12 protein-coding genes, 1 tRNA gene and 3 rRNA genes are annotated in these 20,805 nt (G+C 68.5%); 7 read left to right on the top strand and 9 right to left on the bottom strand.

The window, feature by feature from the left end; genetic code table 11:
* Window positions 1–20: 20 nt before the first annotated feature.
* Together ACDF64_RS00080 and ACDF64_RS00075 are read left to right on the top strand one after the other, a co-directional pair.
* Window positions 21–96: transfer RNA gene (locus tag ACDF64_RS00080), tRNA-Ala, on the top strand.
* A 59-nt stretch (window positions 97–155) separates the two neighbouring features.
* Window positions 156–1,640 carry an MFS transporter gene (locus ACDF64_RS00075; RefSeq protein ID WP_394552759.1) on the top strand — a complete coding sequence of 495 codons (1,485 nt, stop codon included), beginning with the start codon at window positions 156–158 and terminating at the stop codon, window positions 1,638–1,640.
* A gap of 9 nt (window positions 1,641–1,649) precedes the next feature.
* On the opposite strand, the gene ACDF64_RS00070 is transcribed toward ACDF64_RS00075, so the two are convergent.
* Entirely contained in the window at window positions 1,650–2,309 is a 660-nt protein-coding gene (locus tag ACDF64_RS00070) for an NADPH-dependent F420 reductase (protein WP_394552758.1), read from the bottom strand.
* A 107-nt stretch (window positions 2,310–2,416) separates the two neighbouring features.
* Here ACDF64_RS00070 and ACDF64_RS00065 point away from each other — a divergent pair, with 107 nt between their 5' ends.
* Window positions 2,417–3,457, top strand: coding sequence for an LLM class flavin-dependent oxidoreductase (locus tag ACDF64_RS00065; protein WP_394552757.1), 1,041 nt, complete (start codon window positions 2,417–2,419; stop codon window positions 3,455–3,457).
* Between the two features lie 12 nt (window positions 3,458–3,469).
* On the opposite strand, the gene ACDF64_RS00060 is transcribed toward ACDF64_RS00065, so the two are convergent.
* The 8 genes from ACDF64_RS00060 to hrpA all read right to left on the bottom strand — a co-directional run bounded on the left by ACDF64_RS00060 (window position 3,470) and on the right by hrpA (window position 13,926).
* Window positions 3,470–4,651, bottom strand: a complete 1,182-nt coding sequence (locus ACDF64_RS00060) for a cation:proton antiporter (RefSeq protein WP_394552756.1) — start codon at window positions 4,649–4,651, stop codon at window positions 3,470–3,472.
* A 13-nt stretch (window positions 4,652–4,664) separates the two neighbouring features.
* Window positions 4,665–5,159: a cation:proton antiporter regulatory subunit gene (locus tag ACDF64_RS00055; RefSeq protein ID WP_394552755.1), complete on the bottom strand. Its 495-nt coding sequence runs from the start codon at window positions 5,157–5,159 to the stop codon at window positions 4,665–4,667.
* Window positions 5,160–5,279: 120 nt separating this feature from the next.
* The gene (locus ACDF64_RS00050) at window positions 5,280–5,456 is read right to left on the bottom strand and encodes a hypothetical protein (protein WP_394552754.1); all 177 of its coding nucleotides are present in this window, start codon (window positions 5,454–5,456) and stop codon (window positions 5,280–5,282) included.
* A gap of 64 nt (window positions 5,457–5,520) precedes the next feature.
* Complete coding sequence (locus ACDF64_RS00045) at window positions 5,521–6,684, bottom strand: acyl-CoA dehydrogenase family protein (RefSeq protein ID WP_394552753.1); 1,164 nt, start codon at window positions 6,682–6,684, stop codon at window positions 5,521–5,523.
* 9 nt (window positions 6,685–6,693) lie between these two features.
* On the bottom strand, window positions 6,694–7,623 hold the full coding sequence (locus ACDF64_RS00040; RefSeq protein ID WP_394552752.1) for a DUF4349 domain-containing protein: 930 nt from the start codon (window positions 7,621–7,623) through the stop codon (window positions 6,694–6,696).
* A gap of 207 nt (window positions 7,624–7,830) precedes the next feature.
* Complete coding sequence (locus ACDF64_RS00035) at window positions 7,831–8,658, bottom strand: aldo/keto reductase (protein WP_394552751.1); 828 nt, start codon at window positions 8,656–8,658, stop codon at window positions 7,831–7,833.
* A gap of 29 nt (window positions 8,659–8,687) precedes the next feature.
* Window positions 8,688–9,896, bottom strand: a complete 1,209-nt coding sequence (locus ACDF64_RS00030) for an MFS transporter (RefSeq protein ID WP_394552750.1) — start codon at window positions 9,894–9,896, stop codon at window positions 8,688–8,690.
* Window positions 9,897–9,924: 28 nt separating this feature from the next.
* On the bottom strand, window positions 9,925–13,926 hold the full coding sequence (gene hrpA, locus ACDF64_RS00025; protein WP_394552749.1) for an ATP-dependent RNA helicase HrpA: 4,002 nt from the start codon (window positions 13,924–13,926) through the stop codon (window positions 9,925–9,927).
* A gap of 79 nt (window positions 13,927–14,005) precedes the next feature.
* On the opposite strand from hrpA, the gene ACDF64_RS00020 reads away from it, so the two are divergent.
* The 4 genes from ACDF64_RS00020 (at window position 14,006) to rrf (ending at window position 20,714) form a co-directional block, all read left to right on the top strand.
* Window positions 14,006–14,845, top strand: coding sequence for an aldo/keto reductase (locus ACDF64_RS00020; protein WP_394552748.1), 840 nt, complete (start codon window positions 14,006–14,008; stop codon window positions 14,843–14,845).
* 462 nt (window positions 14,846–15,307) lie between these two features.
* Window positions 15,308–16,829, top strand: a 16S ribosomal RNA gene (locus ACDF64_RS00015).
* 458 nt (window positions 16,830–17,287) lie between these two features.
* A 23S ribosomal RNA gene (locus ACDF64_RS00010) occupies window positions 17,288–20,396 on the top strand.
* A gap of 201 nt (window positions 20,397–20,597) precedes the next feature.
* Window positions 20,598–20,714, top strand: a 5S ribosomal RNA gene (gene rrf / locus ACDF64_RS00005).
* The 16S, 23S and 5S rRNA genes sit together here, the layout of an rRNA operon.
* Window positions 20,715–20,805 lie beyond the last annotated feature (91 nt).

The raw sequence follows: 20,805 nt of genomic DNA, 5'->3' as shown, positions 1-20,805 counted from the left end.
GATAGAGTCGTTCACGGCTCGGGCCCATGGCGCAGTTGGTAGCGCGTCTCGTTCGCAATGAGAAGGTCGGGGGTTCGAATCCCCCTGGGTCCACCAATCCCGAGAAGCCCCGGTTCGCCGGGGCTTCTCCGTTTCTCCGCCCCTAGGCTGGCAGGGTGGCGCAGGAGCCGAAGCATCCGTTCACGCGGTCGATCCCATTGACCGACCGGAACCGCCGCCGCGCGTTCTGGGTCGCGGTCTCGGTCGCGGCCCTCACGATCCTCGACCTGTCGAAGGTGAATGTCGGCCTGCCGTCGATCGAGGACGCGTTCGGCGCGAGCTCGACCGAGCTGCAGCTCATCGTGTCGGGGTACGTGCTCACGTTCGGCCTCACGCTCGTGCCCGCCGGGCGGATCGGCGACCAGCGGTCGCGCAAGACGCTGTTCATCGTCGGGCTCGCCCTCTTCACGCTCGCGAGCGTCGCGTGCGCGCTCGCGCCGACCGGGCTGTTCCTGCTGGTCGCGCGACTCGTCCAGGGCGTCGCCGCGGGCATCCAGATGCCGCAGGTCATCGGGCTCGTGCAGGAGCTGTTCCAGGGCGCCGAGCGCGGCCGCGCCTTCGGCATCTTCGGCGCGACGATCGGGCTCGCGACCGCGTTCGGGCCGACGCTCGGCGGCCTGCTGATCGCGCTCGGCGGGCCGACCGACGGATGGCGCTGGATCTTCTGGATCAACGTGCCGCTCGCGCTCGCCGCCATCGCGGCCGCGATCTGGGTGCTGCCGCAGACGAAGCTGAAGGGGACGCAGCCGCTCGAGCTCGACCCGGTCGGCGTGCTGTTGTTCGGCATCACGGTGCTCTCGCTCATGTGGCCGTTCCTGTTCACGACCGGGTCGCCGACGGACGACCCCGCACGATGGTGGCTGCTCGTGGTCACCGTGCTCGCCGGGACCGCGTTCGTCGCCTGGGAGCGCCGCTACGCGTCGCGGGGGAGGCATCCGCTCGTGCCCCTCGACCTGTTCTCGGTCTCGTCGTACCGCAACGGCACGCTGCTCGCGGCGGTCTACTTCGCCGCCGTGCCCGCGATGTTCCTGCTCACGACGCTCTACCTGCAGCACGGCCTCGGGCTCGCGCCGGTGTTCGCGGGCATGGTCTCGATCGGCTTCGCGCTGCTGAGCGCGGTGGGCTCGTGGCGCGGCGGCCTGCTCGTCGGCCGGTACGGTCGCAGGCTCGTGGTGATCGGCATCGTCGTCATGCTCCTGGGCGTCGGGCTGCTCATGCTCGCGGCCCTGCTCACGCCGCCCGACCTCACGCCGTGGGCCATGGCGGGCGCGATGCTCGTGGCCGGCGCGGGCGGCGGCCTCGTGGTCGCGCCGAACCAGACGCTCGCGCTCGCGGACATCCCCGTGAAGCAGGGCGGGCTCGCGGGCTCGGTCGGCCAGCTCGGGCAGCGGATCGGCACCGCGGTCGGCACCGCGGTCGGGCTGTCGCTGTTCTACTCGACCATCTTCCGCGAGGGGGGCGGCGAGGACGCCGACCTCGCGACCTACCGCGACGCGTACGGATTCGGGATGATCTCCGTGTCGCTGCTCATCGCGCTCGCGCTCGCGATCAGCCTCGCCGACCTCGGCGCGCGGCGGCGGCAGCGCCGCGAGTTCGCCTGACCGGCCGGCTCAGGCAGCGGCACGCGGGGCGCCGGCGGCGGGCGTGAGCAGCGCGCCGAGTTCCGCGCAGCTCAACTCGCGACCGAACGCGGGATGCCCCGGCTGGAGCAGCAGGCCGTGCGCGAGCGCGCCGCCGTCGACGGGATCGAACCCGATGGCGTCGATCAGGCGGGCGACGACGTGACGTGCGCCCTCGTCGTCCCCGACGACCGCGAGCGCGCGCCGCAGCCGCGACCCCGGCGGCATCGCGTCGTCCTCCATGTCGTGGTAGCCGAGGTGGTTGAGGCTCTTGACGACGCGGGCGGCCGGGTTCAGGGCGGCGTGGATCTCGGCGGTCGTGCGCGGGTCGGCGTCGATCTCGGGGATGGCGCCGTCGACCGGCGGCCAGTAGTTGGTGGCGTCGACGACGATCTTGCCGCCGAATTCGGCCCACGGCAGCGACTCGACCTTGCCGAACGGGACGGCGACGATGATCACGTCGGCCGCCTCGATGAGCGCCGCGGGGGTCGCGACCTCGGTACCGGGGGCCACGACGCCGACGACGAGTTCGAGCGCGGTCTGCCTCGGCGACCCCGCGATGAGCACGCGGTGACCGGACGCGACGAGCAGGCGGGCGAGGGCGGTGCCCACCTTCCCCGCCCCGAAGATCCCGATGACCGGCCGTTCCACCCAGCCATGATCGCACTGGTCTGCGACGCGTCGCTGGGAATACGCTCGGGTGGAGCCGGGTTCGGGCTTTCATGCATGCGCATCGGCATGCGGAGGGGATGGCCAGTATGACCAGCCGGTACGAGTTCGGGCTCGACACGTTCGGCGACGTGACGCACGGGCCGGACGGCACGGTCCTGTCGCACGCGCAGGTGCTGCGGAACGTGGTCGAGGAGGGTGTGCTCGCCGACCGGCTCGGCCTGGACTTCTTCGGCATCGGCGAGCACCACCGCGTCGACTTCGCGGTGTCGGCGCCCGATGTGGTGCTCGGAGCGATCGCCTCGCGCACCGAGCGGATCCACCTGGGCTCCGCCGTCACGGTGCTCAGCAGCGACGACCCGGTCCGCGTGTTCCAGCGGTTCTCGACGCTCGACGCGATCTCGAACGGTCGCGCCGAGGTGATCCTCGGCCGGGGTTCGTTCATCGAGTCGTTCCCGCTGTTCGGCTTCGACCTCGCGCAGTACCAGGACCTCTTCGAGGAGAAGCTCAACCTGTTCGCGGCGCTGCTGCCGCAGGAGCCGGTGACCTGGAGCGGATCGTTGCGGCCGCCGCTGACCGACCAGCGCGTCCACCCGCCCGTCGAGCACGGCCGGCTGAAGACCTGGGTCGGGGTCGGCGGGAGTCCGGAGTCGGTCGTCCGGGCGGCCAACTACGGCCTGCCGCTCGTGCTCGCGATCATCGGCGGGAGCCCGTCGAGGTTCGCACCGCTCGCGGACCTCTACCGGCGGGCGCTCGAGCAGTTCGGGCACCCCGAGCAGCCGATCGCCGTGCACTCGCCGGGGTACGTCGGCGAGAGCGACGCGGAGGCGCTCGACACGTTCTGGCCGCACTATGAGGTCATCATGAACCGCATCGGTCGCGAGCGCGGCTGGGGCGCCGCCACGCGCGAGCACTTCGAGGGCGAGGCGGGCCCGCACGGCGCGCTGTACGCCGGGTCGCCCGAGACGGTCGCGCAGAAGATCGCCGCCGCGATGCGCGCGCTCGGGGCGACCAGGTTCGACCTCAAGTACTCGAACGGCACGCTGCCGCACGAGGCGATGGTCGCGAGCATCGAGCGGTACGCGACCATCGTGGTCCCGCGGGTCCGGGAGCTCCTCGGCGAGGGGTGACCGCGCGCCCGCTCAGCCGCTCGTGCGTGCCGCCTGCCGACGCACCGCGCGGCGGAACCACTCCGCGTCGGGCACGCGCGCGAGGAACGTGCCCGCGAAGATCGTGATCAGCACGTACGCGGTCGCGAGCGGTGCGAGCTGCGGGGAGACGCCCGCGGTGACCGCGAGGCCCGCGATGACGATCGAGAACTCGCCGCGCGGCACGAGCGCGAATCCGGCGCGCCAGCGGCCGAGCGTCGCGACGCCGGCCCGACGCGCGGCGTACATCCCGGTGAGCAGCTTCGTCGCGATCGTGACCGCGGCCAGGAGCAGGGCCGGCACGAGCATCGGCAGGAGCCCGCTCGAGTCCGTCGCGAGCCCGAAGAACACGAAGAAGATCGCGGCGAACAGGTCGCGCAGCGGCGTGAGCACCTGGCTCGCGTTCTCGGCCACGCGGCCCGACAGCGCGATCCCCACGAGGAACGCGCCCACGGCGGCCGACACGCTGACCTCGGCCGCGAGGCCCGCGACCAGCATCGTCAGGCCGAGCACGCCGAGCAGCAGCGGCTCGAAGTCGTCGGCCGGGAACAGCCGCGACACGACGTGTCCGTGCCGGAGCGCGACCCAGAGGATGAGCGACACCACCGCGACCGCGACCGCGACCGACACGACCCCCTGCAGGAGGCTCACGCCGACCACGATCGCCGAGAGGATCGGCAGGTAGAACGCCATCGCGAGGTCCTCGATCACGAGCACCGCGAGCACGCCGGGCGTCTCGCGGTTCGAGAGCCGGCCGAGGTCGCGCAGCAGTTTCGCGACGACGCCGGACGAGGAGACCCAGGTCACGCCGGCGAGCGCGACCGCCGCGACCGGCCCCCACCCGAGCAGGAGCGCCATGACCGCGCCCGGGATCGCGTTGAGCAGTGCGTCGACGAGGCCCGCGGACGTGCTCGAGCGGATGCCGCCGAGCAGTTCGTCGGCCGTGTACTCGAGCCCGATGAGCGCGAGCAGCAGGATGACCCCGATCTCGGCGCCGGCCTGGAAGAACTCCTCGCTCGCATCGAACGGGAAGAGGCCCCCCTCGCCGAAGGCGAGTCCGAGCAGCAGGTAGAACGGGATCGGCGAGACGCCGATGAACGAGGCGAGACGACCCAGCAGGCTCATGCCGAGGAGCAGCGCGCCGACTTCGATCAGGAGCAGCGTGGTCTCGTGCACGAGCGGGCCCCGATCAGCCGGGACCGTTGGCGAGCAGTCTGGCGACGCCGTCGATGCCCTCGCGCGTGCCCACCACGACGATCACGTCGCCGGCGCGGAGCGGCTCGGTCGGCGTGGGCGACGGGATGACGGCGCCGTCGCGCATGATCGCGACGATCGACGCGTGCGTGCGCGTGCGCGCCTTCGTGTCGCCGAGCACCCGGTTGAGGAAGGGCGAGTCGGTGGGCAGTGAGATCTGCTCGCTGAAGAGCCCGATGGTGTCGTCGGTCAGGCTCGTGAGGCGCGAGAGCATCACCGAGGCGCCGAGCACGTCCGCGAGCGCGGCGGCCTCGTCGTCGCTCAACGGGATGATGTCGCGACAGGCGTCCGGGTCGTCGACGTCGAAGAGCCCGAGATCGCGGTCCCCGTCACGGTGCGACACGACGCTGATCCTGCGGCCGCCGTGCGTCACCAGGTCGTGCCGGACCCCGATGCCGGGGAGGTCGACCTTCTCGATGCGAATTCCCACCGCGTCATCGTAACCCCGCCGACGAGTGTCGCGGGCACACGGCGCGTCCGACGGCGACGCACCGGCGCGGAAGCGCGCCGCATGCCGGGCGCTGTGGCGCACCCGGTGGCGCCGCGAGCGTCAGGTCCGGCCGCCGCGGCCGAGCAGGCTGGTCGGGATCGCGACGGCCAGCGCGATCGAGAGGATGCCCCCGAAGAAGACGGCGGCCTCGAACCCGGACACCGTGTCGGCGATGCCGAAGAGCCACATTCCCGCGACGAAGAACGCCATGGCGATCAGGAAGATCACGCCGTTCATCCGCACCCCCTCGAATCCGGCGGCTGCCCCGCCGCGCCGCCAGTCTAGCGACGTCGCGCGGGGCTCAGGCGAGCGGTCCGATCCAGGCGTTCGCGATCGTCGAATGCGCGGACTCGTCGTCGGACGGGTGGAAGACGCCCGCGAGCACGTCGCGGGAGAGCCTGCCGAGCTCGTCGCCCGCGAAGTACGACGACCCGCCCGCGACGCGCAGCGCCTGGTCGACGACGTGCTTCGCGGTCTCGGTCGCGCGCACCTTCGCCCCGGCGAGCTTCGCGAACCAGAATCGGCCGTGGTCGGCGAGGGCATCGACGTCCCGTGCGAGCCCGACGAGCTGCGGCTCGATCGCGTCGTGCGCGAGCGCGGCATCCGCGATCCGCCACCGGATGTCCGGGTCCTCGCTGAGCGGCCGGCCGTCGGCCTTCATCGATCGCCGGCGCCGCGCTGCGGCGATCGCGAGCTCGAGCGCGCGCGCCCCGATGCCCGTGTACACGGCGCCGAGGAACAGCTCGAAGCACGCGAAGATGCCGAAGATCAGCGGGTCGGCATTGGGCCCGGGGTCGAGACGCCGGACGATGCGGTCGGCCGCCGCGGGCACGCCCTCGAGCACGGTCGTCCGGCTCTGGCTCGCGCGCATGCCGAGCGTGTCCCAGTCGTCGAGGATCCGGATGCCCGGTGCGCTGCGCTCCACGAAGCCGTAGACGATCTTCGGGGCATCCGGCGACGTCGTGTCCAGGCCCATGGTGCCCAGTCGGGTCCAGGCGGGCGAGAGCGACGTGAAGATCTTGCGGCCGGTGTACCGGTAGCCGCCGTCCGCCTGCGGCTCGGCGACCGTGCGCGAGCCGAAGAGCATGAGGTCGTTCCCTGCCTCGCTGATCCCGAAGCCGAACACCTCGCCCGCCGCCGCGTCGCGGAGCAGGAACTCGAGGCCGTCGTCCCCGCGGTCGCGGAGCACCTTCGCGACCCCGGTCCAGACGAGGTGCATGTTGACCGCGAGCGCGGTGGCCGGCGCCGCGCCGCCGAGGCGGATCTGAGCCCGCACCGCGTCCTCGAGGCGCCAGCCCAGGCCGCCGAGCTCGGCGGGCACGAGCGCCCGGAGGTACCCGCGTTCGACGAGTTCCGCGAGGTCCTCGTCGAAGAACGCGTTGCGCGCGTCGTAGCCGGCGGCGCGCTCGCGGAAGCGTTCGAGGAGCGCGTCGTCGAGCAGGTGCTCCGGGGTCTCGGCGGTCACGCCGCCAGCCTACGCGCCGGTGCCGGTGCCGGTGCCGGTCCCCGTGCCGGACCCGGAGCCGCCGTCGCGTCGCGCGCGCCGCCCGCGCGCGATCGCCCAGATGACGAGCAGGACCGCGCCGGCGACGAGCGCGAGCGCGATCGCCCAGGGAAGGAGCGCGCCGATGACGACGAGCAGGCCCGTGCCGAACGCGACCAGGGTCGTCCACCCGGCGACGAGGCCGTCCCAGAACGTCGGCGGGTCGGTCTTCGGCGTGTCCTGCGGCGTGACGAACTCGAGCGAGAGCGTCGAGTAGTCGACCTGGTCGACGAGCTGGTCGCGCTGGCTCGTGAGGCTGTCGAGCTCGGCCTGTCGCGTGGTCAGCTCGGACTCGATGGCGATGAGGTCGGCGGTCGTGGCGGCCTGTCCGAGCAGCTCGATCAGGCGGTCGACCGAGGCCTCGAGCGCTTCGATCCGCGCGTCGAGGTCCTGGCGCTGCGCCGTGACATCCGTCGCCTGGAGCGAGATGTCGCCCACCTCGCCGAGCTCGCGGAGGTCGTCGAGCACGTCCTCGAAGTCGTCGGCGGGGATCCGCAGCGTGAGCTCGGCGCGCGCGGCCTGGGTGTCCGTGCCCGGCGACTCGGTGCGCGACTCGACGCGCCCGCCGGCCGCGCGCACGAGGTCGACGGCCTCCTGCGCGGCCGAGGTCGGGTCCTCGACTGTGATGCGCGCCCAGCCGGTCGTGACGACGCTCCGGTCGGCTGCGTCCGCGTCGCCGCCTGAACCGCCCTCGGTCCCCGATTCGGCCTCGGGGCCGCCCGCCGGCTGGTCGGGCTGGACCATGCCCGAGTCGGACTCGCCCGAGCGGGCGTCGGAGGAGCCGGCCCCCGCGGAGCATCCGGCGAGGAGCATCACGAGGAGGGCTGCGGCGGCGGCCGTCGGGGCGATTCGTCGATTCATGCGGTCAGGGTACGGCCCGGCGGGCGCGGGCCGGAATGCGCGCGAGCTTGCGGTCCGGTCACGATCGGATGCCGGTTCGGTCTCGATCCCCGGGCGCGTGCAAGGCCGGGCGGCGGGTCGACACGCACCGGGGCATCCGAGGCGCTCGCCGGCCGCTCCCGACGCATCCGCCCGCCGGTCCGGCGGCGCCGCCGGCGCGGCCGCGACTCAGTCGAGATCCGGGTCGCGGCCGGTGCGCTCGCCGGTCTCGAGCGCCGCGATGCGCGCGAGGTCGTCGGCGTCGAGCGAGAACCCGAACACGTCGAGGTTCTCCCGGATGCGCGCGGGCGAGGAGGCCTTGGGGATCACCGAGTTCCCGAGCTGCAGGTGCCAGCGCAGCACGACCTGCGCGGGCGACGCCCCGTGCTTCGCGCCGACCTGGGCGAGCACGGGGTCGGCGAGCACGCGGCCGCGCGCGAGCGGGGACCACGCCTGCACGACGATCCCGTGCCGGGCGCACGCGTCCCGCAGGGCGCGCTGCGGCAGCCACGGGTGCAGTTCCACCTGGTCGAGCACCGGGGCGACGCCGGTCTCGGCGATGATCCGGTCGATGTGGTGGGGATGGAAGTTCGCGACGCCGATCGAGCGGACGCGCCCCTCGGCCTGCAGCCGGACGAGCGCGCGCCACGCGTCGACGTACCGGTCGGTCGAGGGGACCGGCCAGTGGATGAGGTAGAGGTCGAGCGTGTCGAGGCCGAACCTCGCCATCGACGCGTCGAACGCGCGCAGCGTCTTGTCGAACCCGTTGTCGTCCCGCCAGACCTTGCTCGTGACGACGAGGTCCTCGCGCGGCACCGACGCGTCCCGGACCGCCTCGCCGACCTCGCGCTCGTTGCCGTAGAGCGCCGCGGTGTCCAGGAGCCGGTACCCGGCGTCGATCGCCGACAGGGTCAGCGCGCGGGCATCCGCCGGAGGCACCTTGTAGAGGCCGTAGCCGAGCTGCGGCACCGTGGTGCCGTCCAGGAGCGGCAGGTCGGGGACGGGCGTCGCGGTCATGCGGTCGCTCCCTTCGGCGAGGCCGGGCGTCAGCTCGGCGTGAGCGGGACGGGTTCGGTGTCGGGGATCGGGCTCGCGTCGCGACCCCGGAGGTCGGGATGCCACCGCCGGCCGATGACCGCGACGACCACGCCGAGCGCGGACAGCACGGACGCGGCCCAGAAGGCGCCGACCGGGGAGTAGCCGTCGATCAGGAAGCCCGCGAGCGCCGAGCCGAGCGCGGCGCCGATGAGCTGGCCCGTGCCCACCCATCCGTACGCCTCGGCCGTGTCCGAGAACTTGACGCTCACCGACACGATCGCGAACAGCACCGCGAGCGCGGGCGCGATGCCGACCCCCGCGACCAGGAGCGAGAGCGAGAGCCACGGGAAGTTCATGCCGAACGCGGCCATCGACGTGCCCACGAACACGATGAGCATGCGCCGCGCGGTGGCCCACGGCCCGATCGGCGTGTGCCCGAACAGCAGACCGCCGGCGATGCTGCCGATCGAGAAGATCGCGAGCACGATGCCGGCCTCGGCGCCGTCGTGTCCGAACACGGCGACGACGCCGGCCTCGACGGCGGCGCACGCGCCGATGAGCAGGAACCCGACGACCGTCGCGAGCAGCACGGCCGGCCGGCCGAGCACGGCGCCGAAGCGGCGCTTGGACCGCGGGATGCGGACGCGGCCGAGTTCGGGCGAGGCGATGAACCAGATGCCGCCGCCGACCATCATGACGGCGGCGAGCAGGATGCCCCAGACCGTGCCGATCTGGGTCGAGACGAAGGTCGTGACGACCGGGCCGACGACCCAGATGATCTCCTGCGCCGTCGCGTCGAGCGAGAACAGCGGCGTGAGCTGGCGGGAGTTCACCATCTTCGGGTAGATCGTGCGCACGGCCGACTGCACGGGCGGCGTCGAGAGCCCGCAGAGGATGCCGATCGCGAGGTAGGCGGGCAGCAGCGGCGGGATCAGCGCGATCGCGAGCACCGACGCGGTGCACACGATGAGCGTCAGCGTGAGCACGGGCCGCATGCCGAACCGGCCCATGAGCCGGCTCGTGAGCGGGCCGGCGACGGCCTGCCCGATCGAGGTGGCGGCGAGCACGAGCCCCGCCGTTCCGTACGAGCCGGTCTGCTGCTCGACGTGCAGCAGGAACGCCAGCGAGAGCATGCCGGACGGGAAGCGCGCGGTCAGCTGCGCGGCGATGATGCGGGCGACGCCGGGCACCTTCAGGAGTTCGGTGTAGCTCGCCACCCGACCAATCTACCGGCGGGTGCTCCGCTCAGCCTGCGAGCGCCTTGGCGATCCGCTGCGGCGAGACCGTCTCGGCGGTGCGCAGCTCCTGGGCGTAGAGGCCGACGCGCAGCTCCTCGAGCATCCAGCGCACGCGGACGAGCGCGGCGGACGCCTCGGGGTCGATCGGCACCGATCCGCCCGCGCGCTCGTACGCCGTGCGCGCGGCCTCGAACTCGGTCGTCGACTGGCGGTCGCGCCCGGGGTTCTCCTGCATGCGCCGCACGCGGACGACGATGCCCTCGAGGTAGCGCGGCAGGTGGCGGAGCCGGTCGAGCCCGGTGGTCGAGACGAACCCGTTCGGCACGAGCGCCTCGAGCTGGGCGCGCGCGTCGGCGAGCGGGGCCATGAGCGCGAGGCTCGCGGCCTTCGCGATCGCGCGGTCGGCTTCGCCGGCGAGCTTCAGGATGCGCGCGACGAGTGCGACGACCTCGAACATGCGGTCCATCACGACCGCCGACACCGCGTCGCGAACCGCGTCGAACTCGGCGCGCGTGCGCACGAGCCCGTCCGGGTGGTGCGCCCGGAGCTCGGCGTCGACCACCGCGGCGAGGCAGTCGTCGAGGAGGGCGCGCGGCCCGGCGTACGCGCTCGAGGCGAGCGCGAGCTTCTCGTCGTTCGAGAGGTGCTCCTGCACGTAGGCGACGGGCGACGGCGTCGCGATGACGAGCAGTCGCCGGATGCCGCGCCGGGTGGCCCGGTCGCGCTCGTCGGCGGTCGCGAGCAGCCGGAGCGACACGGATGCCCCGTCGTCGACGATCGCGGGGTAGGCGCGCACGGTGTTGCCGGCCTGCCGGGTGTCGACGTGCGCGGGCAGCTCGTCCCACTCCCAGCGGGTGAGGCCGGATGCCTCGAGCGCGCTCGCCGGGGCATCCGGAGTGTCCGTGGGCCGGGGCGCGTCGCGCCCGCCCGGGCGAGGCGCGCGCCCGCGGGCGCCGGGGGACGGTTCGACGAAGGTCGCGGCGACCGCGCGCCCCGCGCGGTCGGCGAGCCGCCCCTGGAGCTCGGGGAGGTCCTTGCCCGAACCGGCGGGGCGTCCGCGTTCGTCGACGGCGCGGAACGTGACGCGCAGGTGCGCCGGGACGCGCTCGAGGTCGAAGTCGCCCGGGTCGACCGGTGCGTAGGTGAGTCGCCGGATCGCCCCCGCGATCGCGGCCGCGAACGGCTCGCGCTCGTCGCCGCGCTCGGGTCCGCCGGGCAGTTCCTCGGCGATCTTCGCCGCCCATTCGGCCGCCGGCACGACCTGGCGCCGCAGCACCTTCGGCAGCGTCCGGAGCATCGCCGTGATGAGCTCGTCGCGGAGGCCCGGCACCTGCCAGTCGAACCCGGCGGGCGACAGCCGCGGCAGGAGCACGAGGGGGACGACGACGGTCACGCCGTCGTCGTCGGCGCCGGGCTCGAACCGGTACGCGAGGCGCAGCGTCTGGTCGCCCTGCTTCCACCGGTCGGGGAAGCCGTCGTCCCGCGTCGCGGGCTCGTCGCCGAGCAGGTCGGCCGCGGCCATCGTCAGCAGGTCGGGCCGTCGGCGCTGCTCGCCGCGCCACCACTGCTCGAACGCGCGGGCGTCGGTCGCCTCGGCCGGAACGCGCGCGTCGTAGAACGCGAACACGGCCTCGTCGCCCGCGAGGATGTCCCGTCGCCGGGTCCGCTCCTCGATCTGCCCGAGCTCGCGGCGGAGATCGCGATTGCGCCGGATGAAGGCGTACACGCGCTTGTCGAGCGAGGTCCAGTCCCAGTCCTCCTCGACGAGCGCGTGCCGCACGAAGAGCTCGCGCGCGAGCTCGCGGTCCACGCGGGCGAGCTGGATCCGTCGCTTCGGCACGATCGGCACGCCGTAGAGGGTCACCTTCTCGTCGGCGACCGCGGAGCCCATCCGCCGCTCCCAGCGCGGCGCGCTGAACGAGCGCTTCGCGAGCGGACCCGCGAGCGGCTCGGCCCAGGCCGGGTCGATCGCGGCGTTCATGCGTGCGAACAGCCGGCTCGTCTCGACGAGCTCGGCGCTCATGAGCGCGGCCGGCGGCTTCTTCGCGAGCGCGGAGCCCGGGAACACGACGAACCGCGCGTTGCGCGCGCCGATGAACTCGGCCGTCTGGCGGCGCCCGGAGCGTTCGGCCTCGCGCGCGGGGCCGGCGCCGCCGCGCCCGGTGGACGTGCGCGCGTCGTCGCGCAGGCCGAGCTGCGAGAGCAGACCCGCGAGCAGCGCCCGGTGGATGCCGTCCGGGTTCGGCGCGCCCGCGGCGCTCGCCACGTGCAGCCCGAGCGGCTTCGCGAGCCGCACGAGCTGGCGGGTGAGGTCCTGCCATTCGCGCACGCGCAGGTAGTTGAGGTGCTCGCTCCGGCACATCCGGCGGAACGCGTTGCCGCTCAACTCGCGTTGGCGCTCCTCGAGGTGGTTCCAGAGGTTGAGCAGCGTGAGGAAGTCGCTGGTCGGGTCGCGGAAGCGCGCGTGCGAGGCATCCGCCTGCTCGCGCCCGGCGAGCGGCCGCTCGCGCGGGTCCTGGATCGTTAGTCCGGCGACGATCGCGAGCACGTCGCGGCTCACGCCCTGCGCCTTGGACTCGAGCACCATGCGCGCGAAGCGCGGCTCGATCGGCAGGCGGGCGAGTTGGCGTCCGACACGCGTGAGGCGCGGGCCGCGTGCGTCGGTCGCGGAGTGGTCCTCGAGCGCGCCGAGCTCGTGCAGCAGGTCGAGTCCGTCGCGGATGCCCCGCGCGTCGGGCGGCGTGAGGAACGGGAAGTCCTCGATGGCGCCGAGCCCGAGCGAGGCCATCTGGAGGATGACGGCCGCGAGGTTGGTGCGCAGGATCTCCGGGTCGGTGAACTCGGGTCGCCGGTCGAAGTCGGCCTCGGAGTAGAGGCGGATCGCGATGCCGTCGCTCGTGCGGCCCGACCGCCCCGAGCGCTGGTTGGCGGACGCCTGCGAGATCGCCTCGATCGGCAGTCGCTGCACCTTGAGCCGCGCCGAGTACCGGCTGATCCGCGCGCTGCCCGCGTCGATGACGTACCGGATGCCGGGCACGGTGAGGCTGGTCTCGGCGACGTTCGTCGCGAGCACGACGCGCCGGCGGAGACCGGCCACCTTCGACGGCTCGAACACCTTGTGCTGGTCGGCCGACGAGAGGCGACCGTAGAGCGGCAGTACCTCGGTCGCGCCCGCGCCGCCGCGCCTGGTCGCATGCGCGCGCACGGCCTGCTCGGCATCGCGGATCTCGCCCTCGCCCGAGAGGAAGACGAGCACGTCCCCGGGCGCCTCGCGCTCGAGCTCGTCGAGGGCGTCGAGGATGCCCCGCTGCACGTCGCGGTCCTCGGTGGCGGCGCCCTCGTCGTCGTCCTCGTCGGAGGAACCGGATGCCCCGTCCGCGACGAGCGGGCGGTAGCGGACTTCGACCGGGTAGGTCCGGCCCGAGACCTCGACGACCGGGACGTCGGGCGGGAGGGCGTCGCCCGCCGGGGCATCCGTCGCGGAGAAGTGCCGCGCGAAGCTCACGGGATCGATGGTCGCGCTCGTGACGATCACCTTGAGGTCCGGGCGGCGCGGCAGGAGCCGTTTCAGGAACCCGAGCAGGAAGTCGATGTTGAGGCTGCGCTCGTGCGCCTCGTCGATGATGATCGTGTCGTATCGGCGGAGCTCGCGGTCGCGGTGGATCTCGTTGAGCAGGATGCCGTCGGTCATGACCTTGATGCGCGTGGCCTCGCTCACCTTGTCGGTGAAGCGCACCTGGTAGCCGACGAGCCCGCCGAGGTCGCTGCCGAGCTCCTCGGCGATGCGCTCGGCGATGGTGCGGGCCGCGATGCGGCGCGGCTGGGTGTGCGCGATCGACTCGCGCCCGAGCTCGAGGCAGATCTTCGGGAGCTGGGTCGTCTTGCCCGAGCCGGTCGCGCCGGCGACGATGACGACCTGGTGGTCGCGGATGGCGCGCGCGATCTCCTCCCGCTGCGCGGAGACGGGCAGCTCGGGAGGATACGAGATCGTGGCGATCGGCGACGGCATAGCGTTCCATCGTAAGCCGCGGCGCACCCCGTCGAGCGGGGAGTGTCGCCCCGTGGGCGGAACGTGCTGGGTTGGGGGCATGACGGCATCGAAGGTGACCCGGATCCAGCTCAACGACGGCTACTCCATCCCGCAGCTCGGCTTCGGCGTGTTCAAGGTCGACCCGCACGAGACCGAGCGCATCGTGGCCGATGCGCTCGAGGTCGGCTACCGGCACCTCGACACCGCGCGCATCTACGGCAACGAGGAGGGCGTGGGCCGCGCGATCGCGTCGTCGGGGATCGCGCGCGAGGAGCTGTTCGTCACCACGAAGCTCTGGAACGACGACCAGGGTCCGGAGGCCGGCGTCGTCGACGCGTTCGAGCGGAGCCTCGACCGGCTCGGGCTCGAGTACCTCGACCTCTACCTGATCCACTGGCCGACGCCTGCTCGCGACCGGTACCTCGAGACGTGGAGGGCGTTCGAGCGGCTCCGCGAGACCGGGCGCGTGCGATCGATCGGCGTCTCGAACTTCCTGGCCCACCACCTGGAGCGGCTCCTCGCGGAGACCGACGTCGTGCCCGCGGTGGACCAGATCGAGCTGCACCCCGCCCACCAGCAGCCGGAGACCGGCGCGTTCGCGCGCGAGCACGGCATCGCGATCGAGGCGTGGGGGCCGCTCGGCCAGGGCAAGTACCCGCTCTTCGAGCTCCCGCAGGTGCAGGCGGCGTCCGCGACGCACGGCAAGACCCCGGCGCAGGTGGTCATCCGCTGGCATCTCCAGCGCCGGCACGTCGTGTTCCCGAAGTCCGCCCACCGCCACCGGATGGAGGAGAACTTCGACGTGTTCGACTTCGAGCTCTCCGAGGCCGAGATGCAGGCGATCACGGCCCTCGAGCGCGGCGGCCGGGTGAGCGCGCACCCCGACGAATTCAACTGATCCGGCCCTGATCAGGGACTTCCTGACGATGGATGCCGCGACACGCCCGGGATGCCCCTGCCGATTTGCGCAGTGTCCCAGCGCGTCGTAGAGTAATCACTCGTTGCCCCAAAGGTGCGAGAGAGCGAGAAGCTCCCGGCCTCAAGCGGAGACATCCGAGATTCGTACGATCGATCAGATCGGCGGTCTCGAAGCGTCGGAATCCTTCCCAGTGGAGGAGCCGGCGGGAACGAAGCCTCGAGTTGAGGGTTCCCGGTTGTTCGGGAGTCCGAAGCGTGTGCGTCCGTTTCTTGAGAACTCAACAGCGTGCACTATGTTCAATGCCAATTTTTTGAACCCTGGCCTGCCCTTCGGGGTGGGTGGGATTCCTTTGATTGATGGACAATTTGATTTTTTGAGTCAGTTGTTTCTCTGTCAGTGATTTGAACTCCTGACCGGCCTTCGGGTTGGTTGGAACCATTTTTTTTGGAGAGTTTGATCCTGGCTCAGGACGAACGCTGGCGGCGTGCTTAACACATGCAAGTCGAACGATGAAGCCCAGCTTGCTGGGTGGATTAGTGGCGAACGGGTGAGTAACACGTGAGTAACCTGCCCTGGACTCTGGGATAACCCCGAGAAATCGGAGCTAATACCGGATATGACTTCTCATCGCATGGTGGGGGGTGGAAAGTTTTTCGGTCTGGGATGGACTCGCGGCCTATCAGCTTGTTGGTGAGGTAATGGCTCACCAAGGCGTCGACGGGTAGCCGGCCTGAGAGGGTGACCGGCCACACTGGGACTGAGACACGGCCCAGACTCCTACGGGAGGCAGCAGTGGGGAATATTGCACAATGGGCGGAAGCCTGATGCAGCAACGCCGCGTGGGGGATGACGGCCTTCGGGTTGTAAACCTCTTTTGTCCAGGAAGAAGCCTTCGGGTGACGGTACTGGGAGAAAAAGGACCGGCTAACTACGTGCCAGCAGCCGCGGTAATACGTAGGGTCCGAGCGTTGTCCGGAATTATTGGGCGTAAAGAGCTCGTAGGCGGTTTGTCGCGTCTGCTGTGAAAGCCAGAGGCTCAACCTCTGGTCTGCAGTGGGTACGGGCAGACTTGAGTGGTGTAGGGGAGACTGGAATTCCTGGTGTAGCGGTGGAATGCGCAGATATCAGGAGGAACACCGATGGCGAAGGCAGGTCTCTGGGCACTTACTGACGCTGAGGAGCGAAAGCGTGGGGAGCGAACAGGATTAGATACCCTGGTAGTCCACGCCGTAAACGTTGGGCGCTAGATGTGGGGACCTTTCCACGGTTTCCGTGTCGTAGCTAACGCATTAAGCGCCCCGCCTGGGGAGTACGGCCGCAAGGCTAAAACTCAAAGGAATTGACGGGGGCCCGCACAAGCGGCGGAGCATGCGGATTAATTCGATGCAACGCGAAGAACCTTACCAAGGCTTGACATGCACCAGAACACCCTGGAAACAGGGGACTCTTTGGACACTGGTGTGCAGGTGGTGCATGGTTGTCGTCAGCTCGTGTCGTGAGATGTTGGGTTAAGTCCCGCAACGAGCGCAACCCTCGTCGCATGTTGCCAGCACGTAATGGTGGGGACTCATGTGAGACTGCCGGGGTCAACTCGGAGGAAGGTGGGGATGACGTCAAATCATCATGCCCCTTATGTCTTGGGCTTCACGCATGCTACAATGGCCGGTACAAAGGGCTGCGATGCCGTAAGGCGGAGCGAATCCCAAAAAGCCGGTCTCAGTTCGGATTGAGGTCTGCAACTCGACCTCATGAAGTCGGAGTCGCTAGTAATCGCAGATCAGCAACGCTGCGGTGAATACGTTCCCGGGCCTTGTACACACCGCCCGTCAAGTCATGAAAGTCGGTAACACCCGAAGCCGGTGGCCCAACCTTTTGGAGGGAGCCGTCGAAGGTGGGATCGGTGATTAGGACTAAGTCGTAACAAGGTAGCCGTACCGGAAGGTGCGGCTGGATCACCTCCTTTCTAAGGAGCACTGGGCCAGCTTGCTGGTTCCAGGAGGCTCAGATCGAGACGAACGTTCTCGCTGGGTGCTCATGGGTGGAACATTGAACGTAGGTGCCGGCTGATGTGGTCTGGTTCTAGTACGCCTTCTTCGGGGGGTTGGAACGGGTCGGGTCGTGGAGGTTGGTACGTTGCACGCTGTTGGGTCCTGAGGGACCGGGCGTCGCACCCCTGTGGGGGTGTGGGGCTGGACTTCTTCAGGCCTTCGCGATGCCGGCTGTGTGCTGGTGGGTCGGGGGTTCTGGTCGTCTGTTGAGAACTACATAGTGGACGCGAGCATCTTAGAAACTCGCATCATCGTCTTTCGGGGTGGTGGTGTGTGTTTCACAAGATTGTTCTGGGCATCGCCTTCGGGTGGTGCTCTGACGATCATTGGTCACCGCTGCCCTTCGGGGTGGTGGTTTCTGAAACTCATGTGATTTCAAGTTTTTAAGAGCAAACGGTGGATGCCTTGGCATCTGGAGCCGAAGAAGGACGTCGTAATCTGCGATAAGCCTCGGGGAGTTGATAAACGAGCTTTGATCCGAGGATTTCCGAATGGGGAAACCCCGCCAGGCCCTTCGTGGTGACCTGGTGACTCCCGCCTGAATATATAGGGCGGGTAGAGGGAACGTGGGGAAGTGAAACATCTCAGTACCCACAGGAAGAGAAAACAACCGTGATTCCGTGAGTAGTGGCGAGCGAAAGCGGAAGAGGCCAAACCGGTCATGTGTGATACCCGGCAGGGGTTGCATGGTCGGGGTTGTGGGACCTTTCGGGCTGTTCTGCCGAACAGCCACGGTGACGTGCGTGTGGTAGGCGAACCGGATTGAAAGCCGGACCGGAGTGGGTGTGAGTCCCGTAGCCGAAACTTCACGCAGCCCGGAGAGGGATCCCAAGTAGCACGGGGCCCGAGAAATCCCGTGTGAATCTGCCAGGACCACCTGGTAAGCCTAAATACTCCCAGATGACCGATAGCGGACAAGTACCGTGAGGGAAAGGTGAAAAGTACCCCGGGAGGGGAGTGAAATAGTACCTGAAACCGTTTGCTTACAAACCGTTGGAGCCTCCTTGTTGGGGTGACAGCGTGCCTTTTGAAGAATGAGCCTGCGAGTTAGTGATCTGTGGCGAGGTTAACCCGTGTGGGGTAGCCGTAGCGAAAGCGAGTCTGAATAGGGCGTTTTGAGTCGCAGGTCCTAGACCCGAAGCGAAGTGATCTATCCATGGCCAGGTTGAAGCGACGGTAAGACGTCGTGGAGGACCGAACCCACTTCAGTTGAAAATGGAGGGGATGAGCTGTGGATAGGGGTGAAAGGCCAATCAAACTTCGTGATAGCTGGTTCTCTCCGAAATGCATTTAGGTGCAGCGTTGCGTGTTTCTTGCCGGAGGTAGAGCTACTGGATGGCCGATGGGCCCCAACAGGTTACTGACGTCAGCCAAACTCCGAATGCCGGTAAGTGAGAGCGCAGCAGTGAGACGGTGGGGGATAAGCTTCATCGTCGAGAGGGAAACAACCCAGACCACCGACTAAGGTCCCTAAGCGCGTGCTAAGTGGGAAAGGATGTGGAGTTGCACAGACAACCAGGAGGTTGGCTTAGAAGCAGCCACCCTTGAAAGAGTGCGTAATAGCTCACTGGTCAAGTGATTCCGCGCCGACAATGTAACGGGGCTCAAGCACGCCACCGAAGTCGTGGCATTCGCATATTCGATAGGCCTTCGTGGTCCAGTCGTGTGGATGGGTAGGAGAGCGTCGTGTGCCGGGTGAAGCGGCGGTGGAAACCAGCCGTGGACGGCACACGAGTGAGAATGCAGGCATGAGTAGCGAAAGACGGGTGAGAAACCCGTCCTCCGGAAGACCAAGGGTTCCAGGGTCAAGCTAATCTGCCCTGGGTAAGTCGGGACCTAAGGCGAGGCCGACAGGCGTAGTCGATGGACAACGGGTTGATATTCCCGTACCGGCGAAGAACCGCCCACGCCAATCCAGTAATGCTAACCATCCGAACCATCACACCGCGCCCTTCGGGGTGCATCGTGGTGGGGAGCGTGGGAACCGGTCTGGTGCGGTGAGCGTATTAACAGGTGTGACGCAGGAAGGTAGCCCAACCCGGGCGATGGTTGACCCGGGGCAAGCGTGTAGGCCGAGTCGTAGGCAAATCCGCGACTCATACAGGCTGAGACGCGATGCGGATGAAAAGTGGGTGATCCTATGCTGCCGAGAAAAGCATCGACGCGAGGTTCCAGCCGCCCGTACCCCAAACCGACTCAGGTGGTCAGGTAGAGAATACCAAGGAGATCGAGAGAATCGTGGTTAAGGAACTCGGCAAAATGCCCCCGTAACTTCGGGAGAAGGGGGGCCTAAGGCGTGAATGGACTTGCTCCAGGAAGCGCTGCAGGGCCGCAGAGACCAGTGGGAAGCGACTGTTTACTAAAAACACAGGTCCGTGCCAAGTCGCAAGACGATGTATACGGACTGACGCCTGCCCGGTGCTGGAAGGTTAAGAGGACCGGTTAGCCGCAAGGCGAAGCTGAGAATTTAAGCCCCAGTAAACGGCGGTGGTAACTATAACCATCCTAAGGTAGCGAAATTCCTTGTCGGGTAAGTTCCGACCTGCACGAATGGCGTAACGACTTCCCAGCTGTCTCAACCGCGAACTCGGCGAAATTGCATTACGAGTAAAGATGCTCGTTACGCGCAGAAGGACGGAAAGACCCCGTGACCTTTACTACAGCTTGGTATTGGTGTTCGGTGTGGCTTGTGTAGGATAGGTGGGAGACTTTGAAGCGGGCACGCCAGTGTTCGTGGAGTCATTGTTGAAATACCACTCTGGTCACTCTGGATATCTAACTTCGAACCGTGATCCGGTTCAGGGACAGTGCCTGGTGGGTAGTTTAACTGGGGCGGTTGCCTCCCAAAGAGTAACGGAGGCGCCCAAAGGTTCCCTCAACCTGGTTGGCAATCAGGTGGCGAGTGTAAGTGCACAAGGGAGCTTGACTGTGAGACTGACAGGTCGAGCAGGGACGAAAGTCGGGACTAGTGATCCGGCAGTGGCTTGTGGAAGCGCTGTCGCTCAACGGATAAAAGGTACCTCGGGGATAACAGGCTGATCTTGCCCAAGAGTCCATATCGACGGCATGGTTTGGCACCTCGATGTCGGCTCGTCGCATCCTGGGGCTGGAGTAGGTCCCAAGGGTTGGGCTGTTCGCCCATTAAAGCGGTACGCGAGCTGGGTTTAGAACGTCGTGAGACAGTTCGGTCCCTATCCTCTGCGCGCGCAGGAAATTTGAGAGGATCTGACCCTAGTACGAGAGGACCGGGTTGGACGAACCTCTGGTGTGCCAGTTGTTCCGCCAGGAGCACCGCTGGTTAGCTACGTTCGGGATGGATAACCGCTGAAAGCATCTAAGCGGGAAGCCGGCCTCGAGATGAGATTTCCATCCCTTCGGGGGAGAGGCTCCCAGTAGACGACTGGGTTGATAGGCCGGATGTGGAAGCGGGGACTAACGACCCGTGCAGCTGACCGGTACTAATAAGCCGATAACTTGACTATCACTACACACACACGATTTGAACTCATTCAAGTAAAGGCCGTGTGCGTGGCCCTGATGACTCGCGTCCACCATGTGGTTCCCGACAGGCGAACACACAACAACATAACGACACACCCCCACCCCACCACCACGGTGCTCGGGTTTGGGGGACACCGAGACCAACCACACCCCCAACACGTGGGGTGATGTGGTGACAGAGTTTCGGCGGCCATAGCGCGAGGGAAACGCCCGGACACATTCCGAACCCGGAAGCTAAGACTCGCAGCGCCGATGGTACTGCAGGGGCGACCCTGTGGGAGAGTAGGACACCGCCGAACACCCATTCCAGAAGAGCCGCCCCACACGGGGCGGCTCTTCTGCATTAACACGTCCGCACGGTGCTGCGGTGGAGGGTATCGGGCGACGTCG

The sequence above is a fragment of the Agromyces sp. MMS24-JH15 genome, assembly GCF_043518605.1.
Taxonomy (GTDB): Bacteria; Actinomycetota; Actinomycetes; order Actinomycetales; family Microbacteriaceae; genus Agromyces.
The sequence above is the reverse complement of the archived record's forward strand: the minus strand, read 5'-3'. Positions and strand labels throughout refer to the sequence as shown.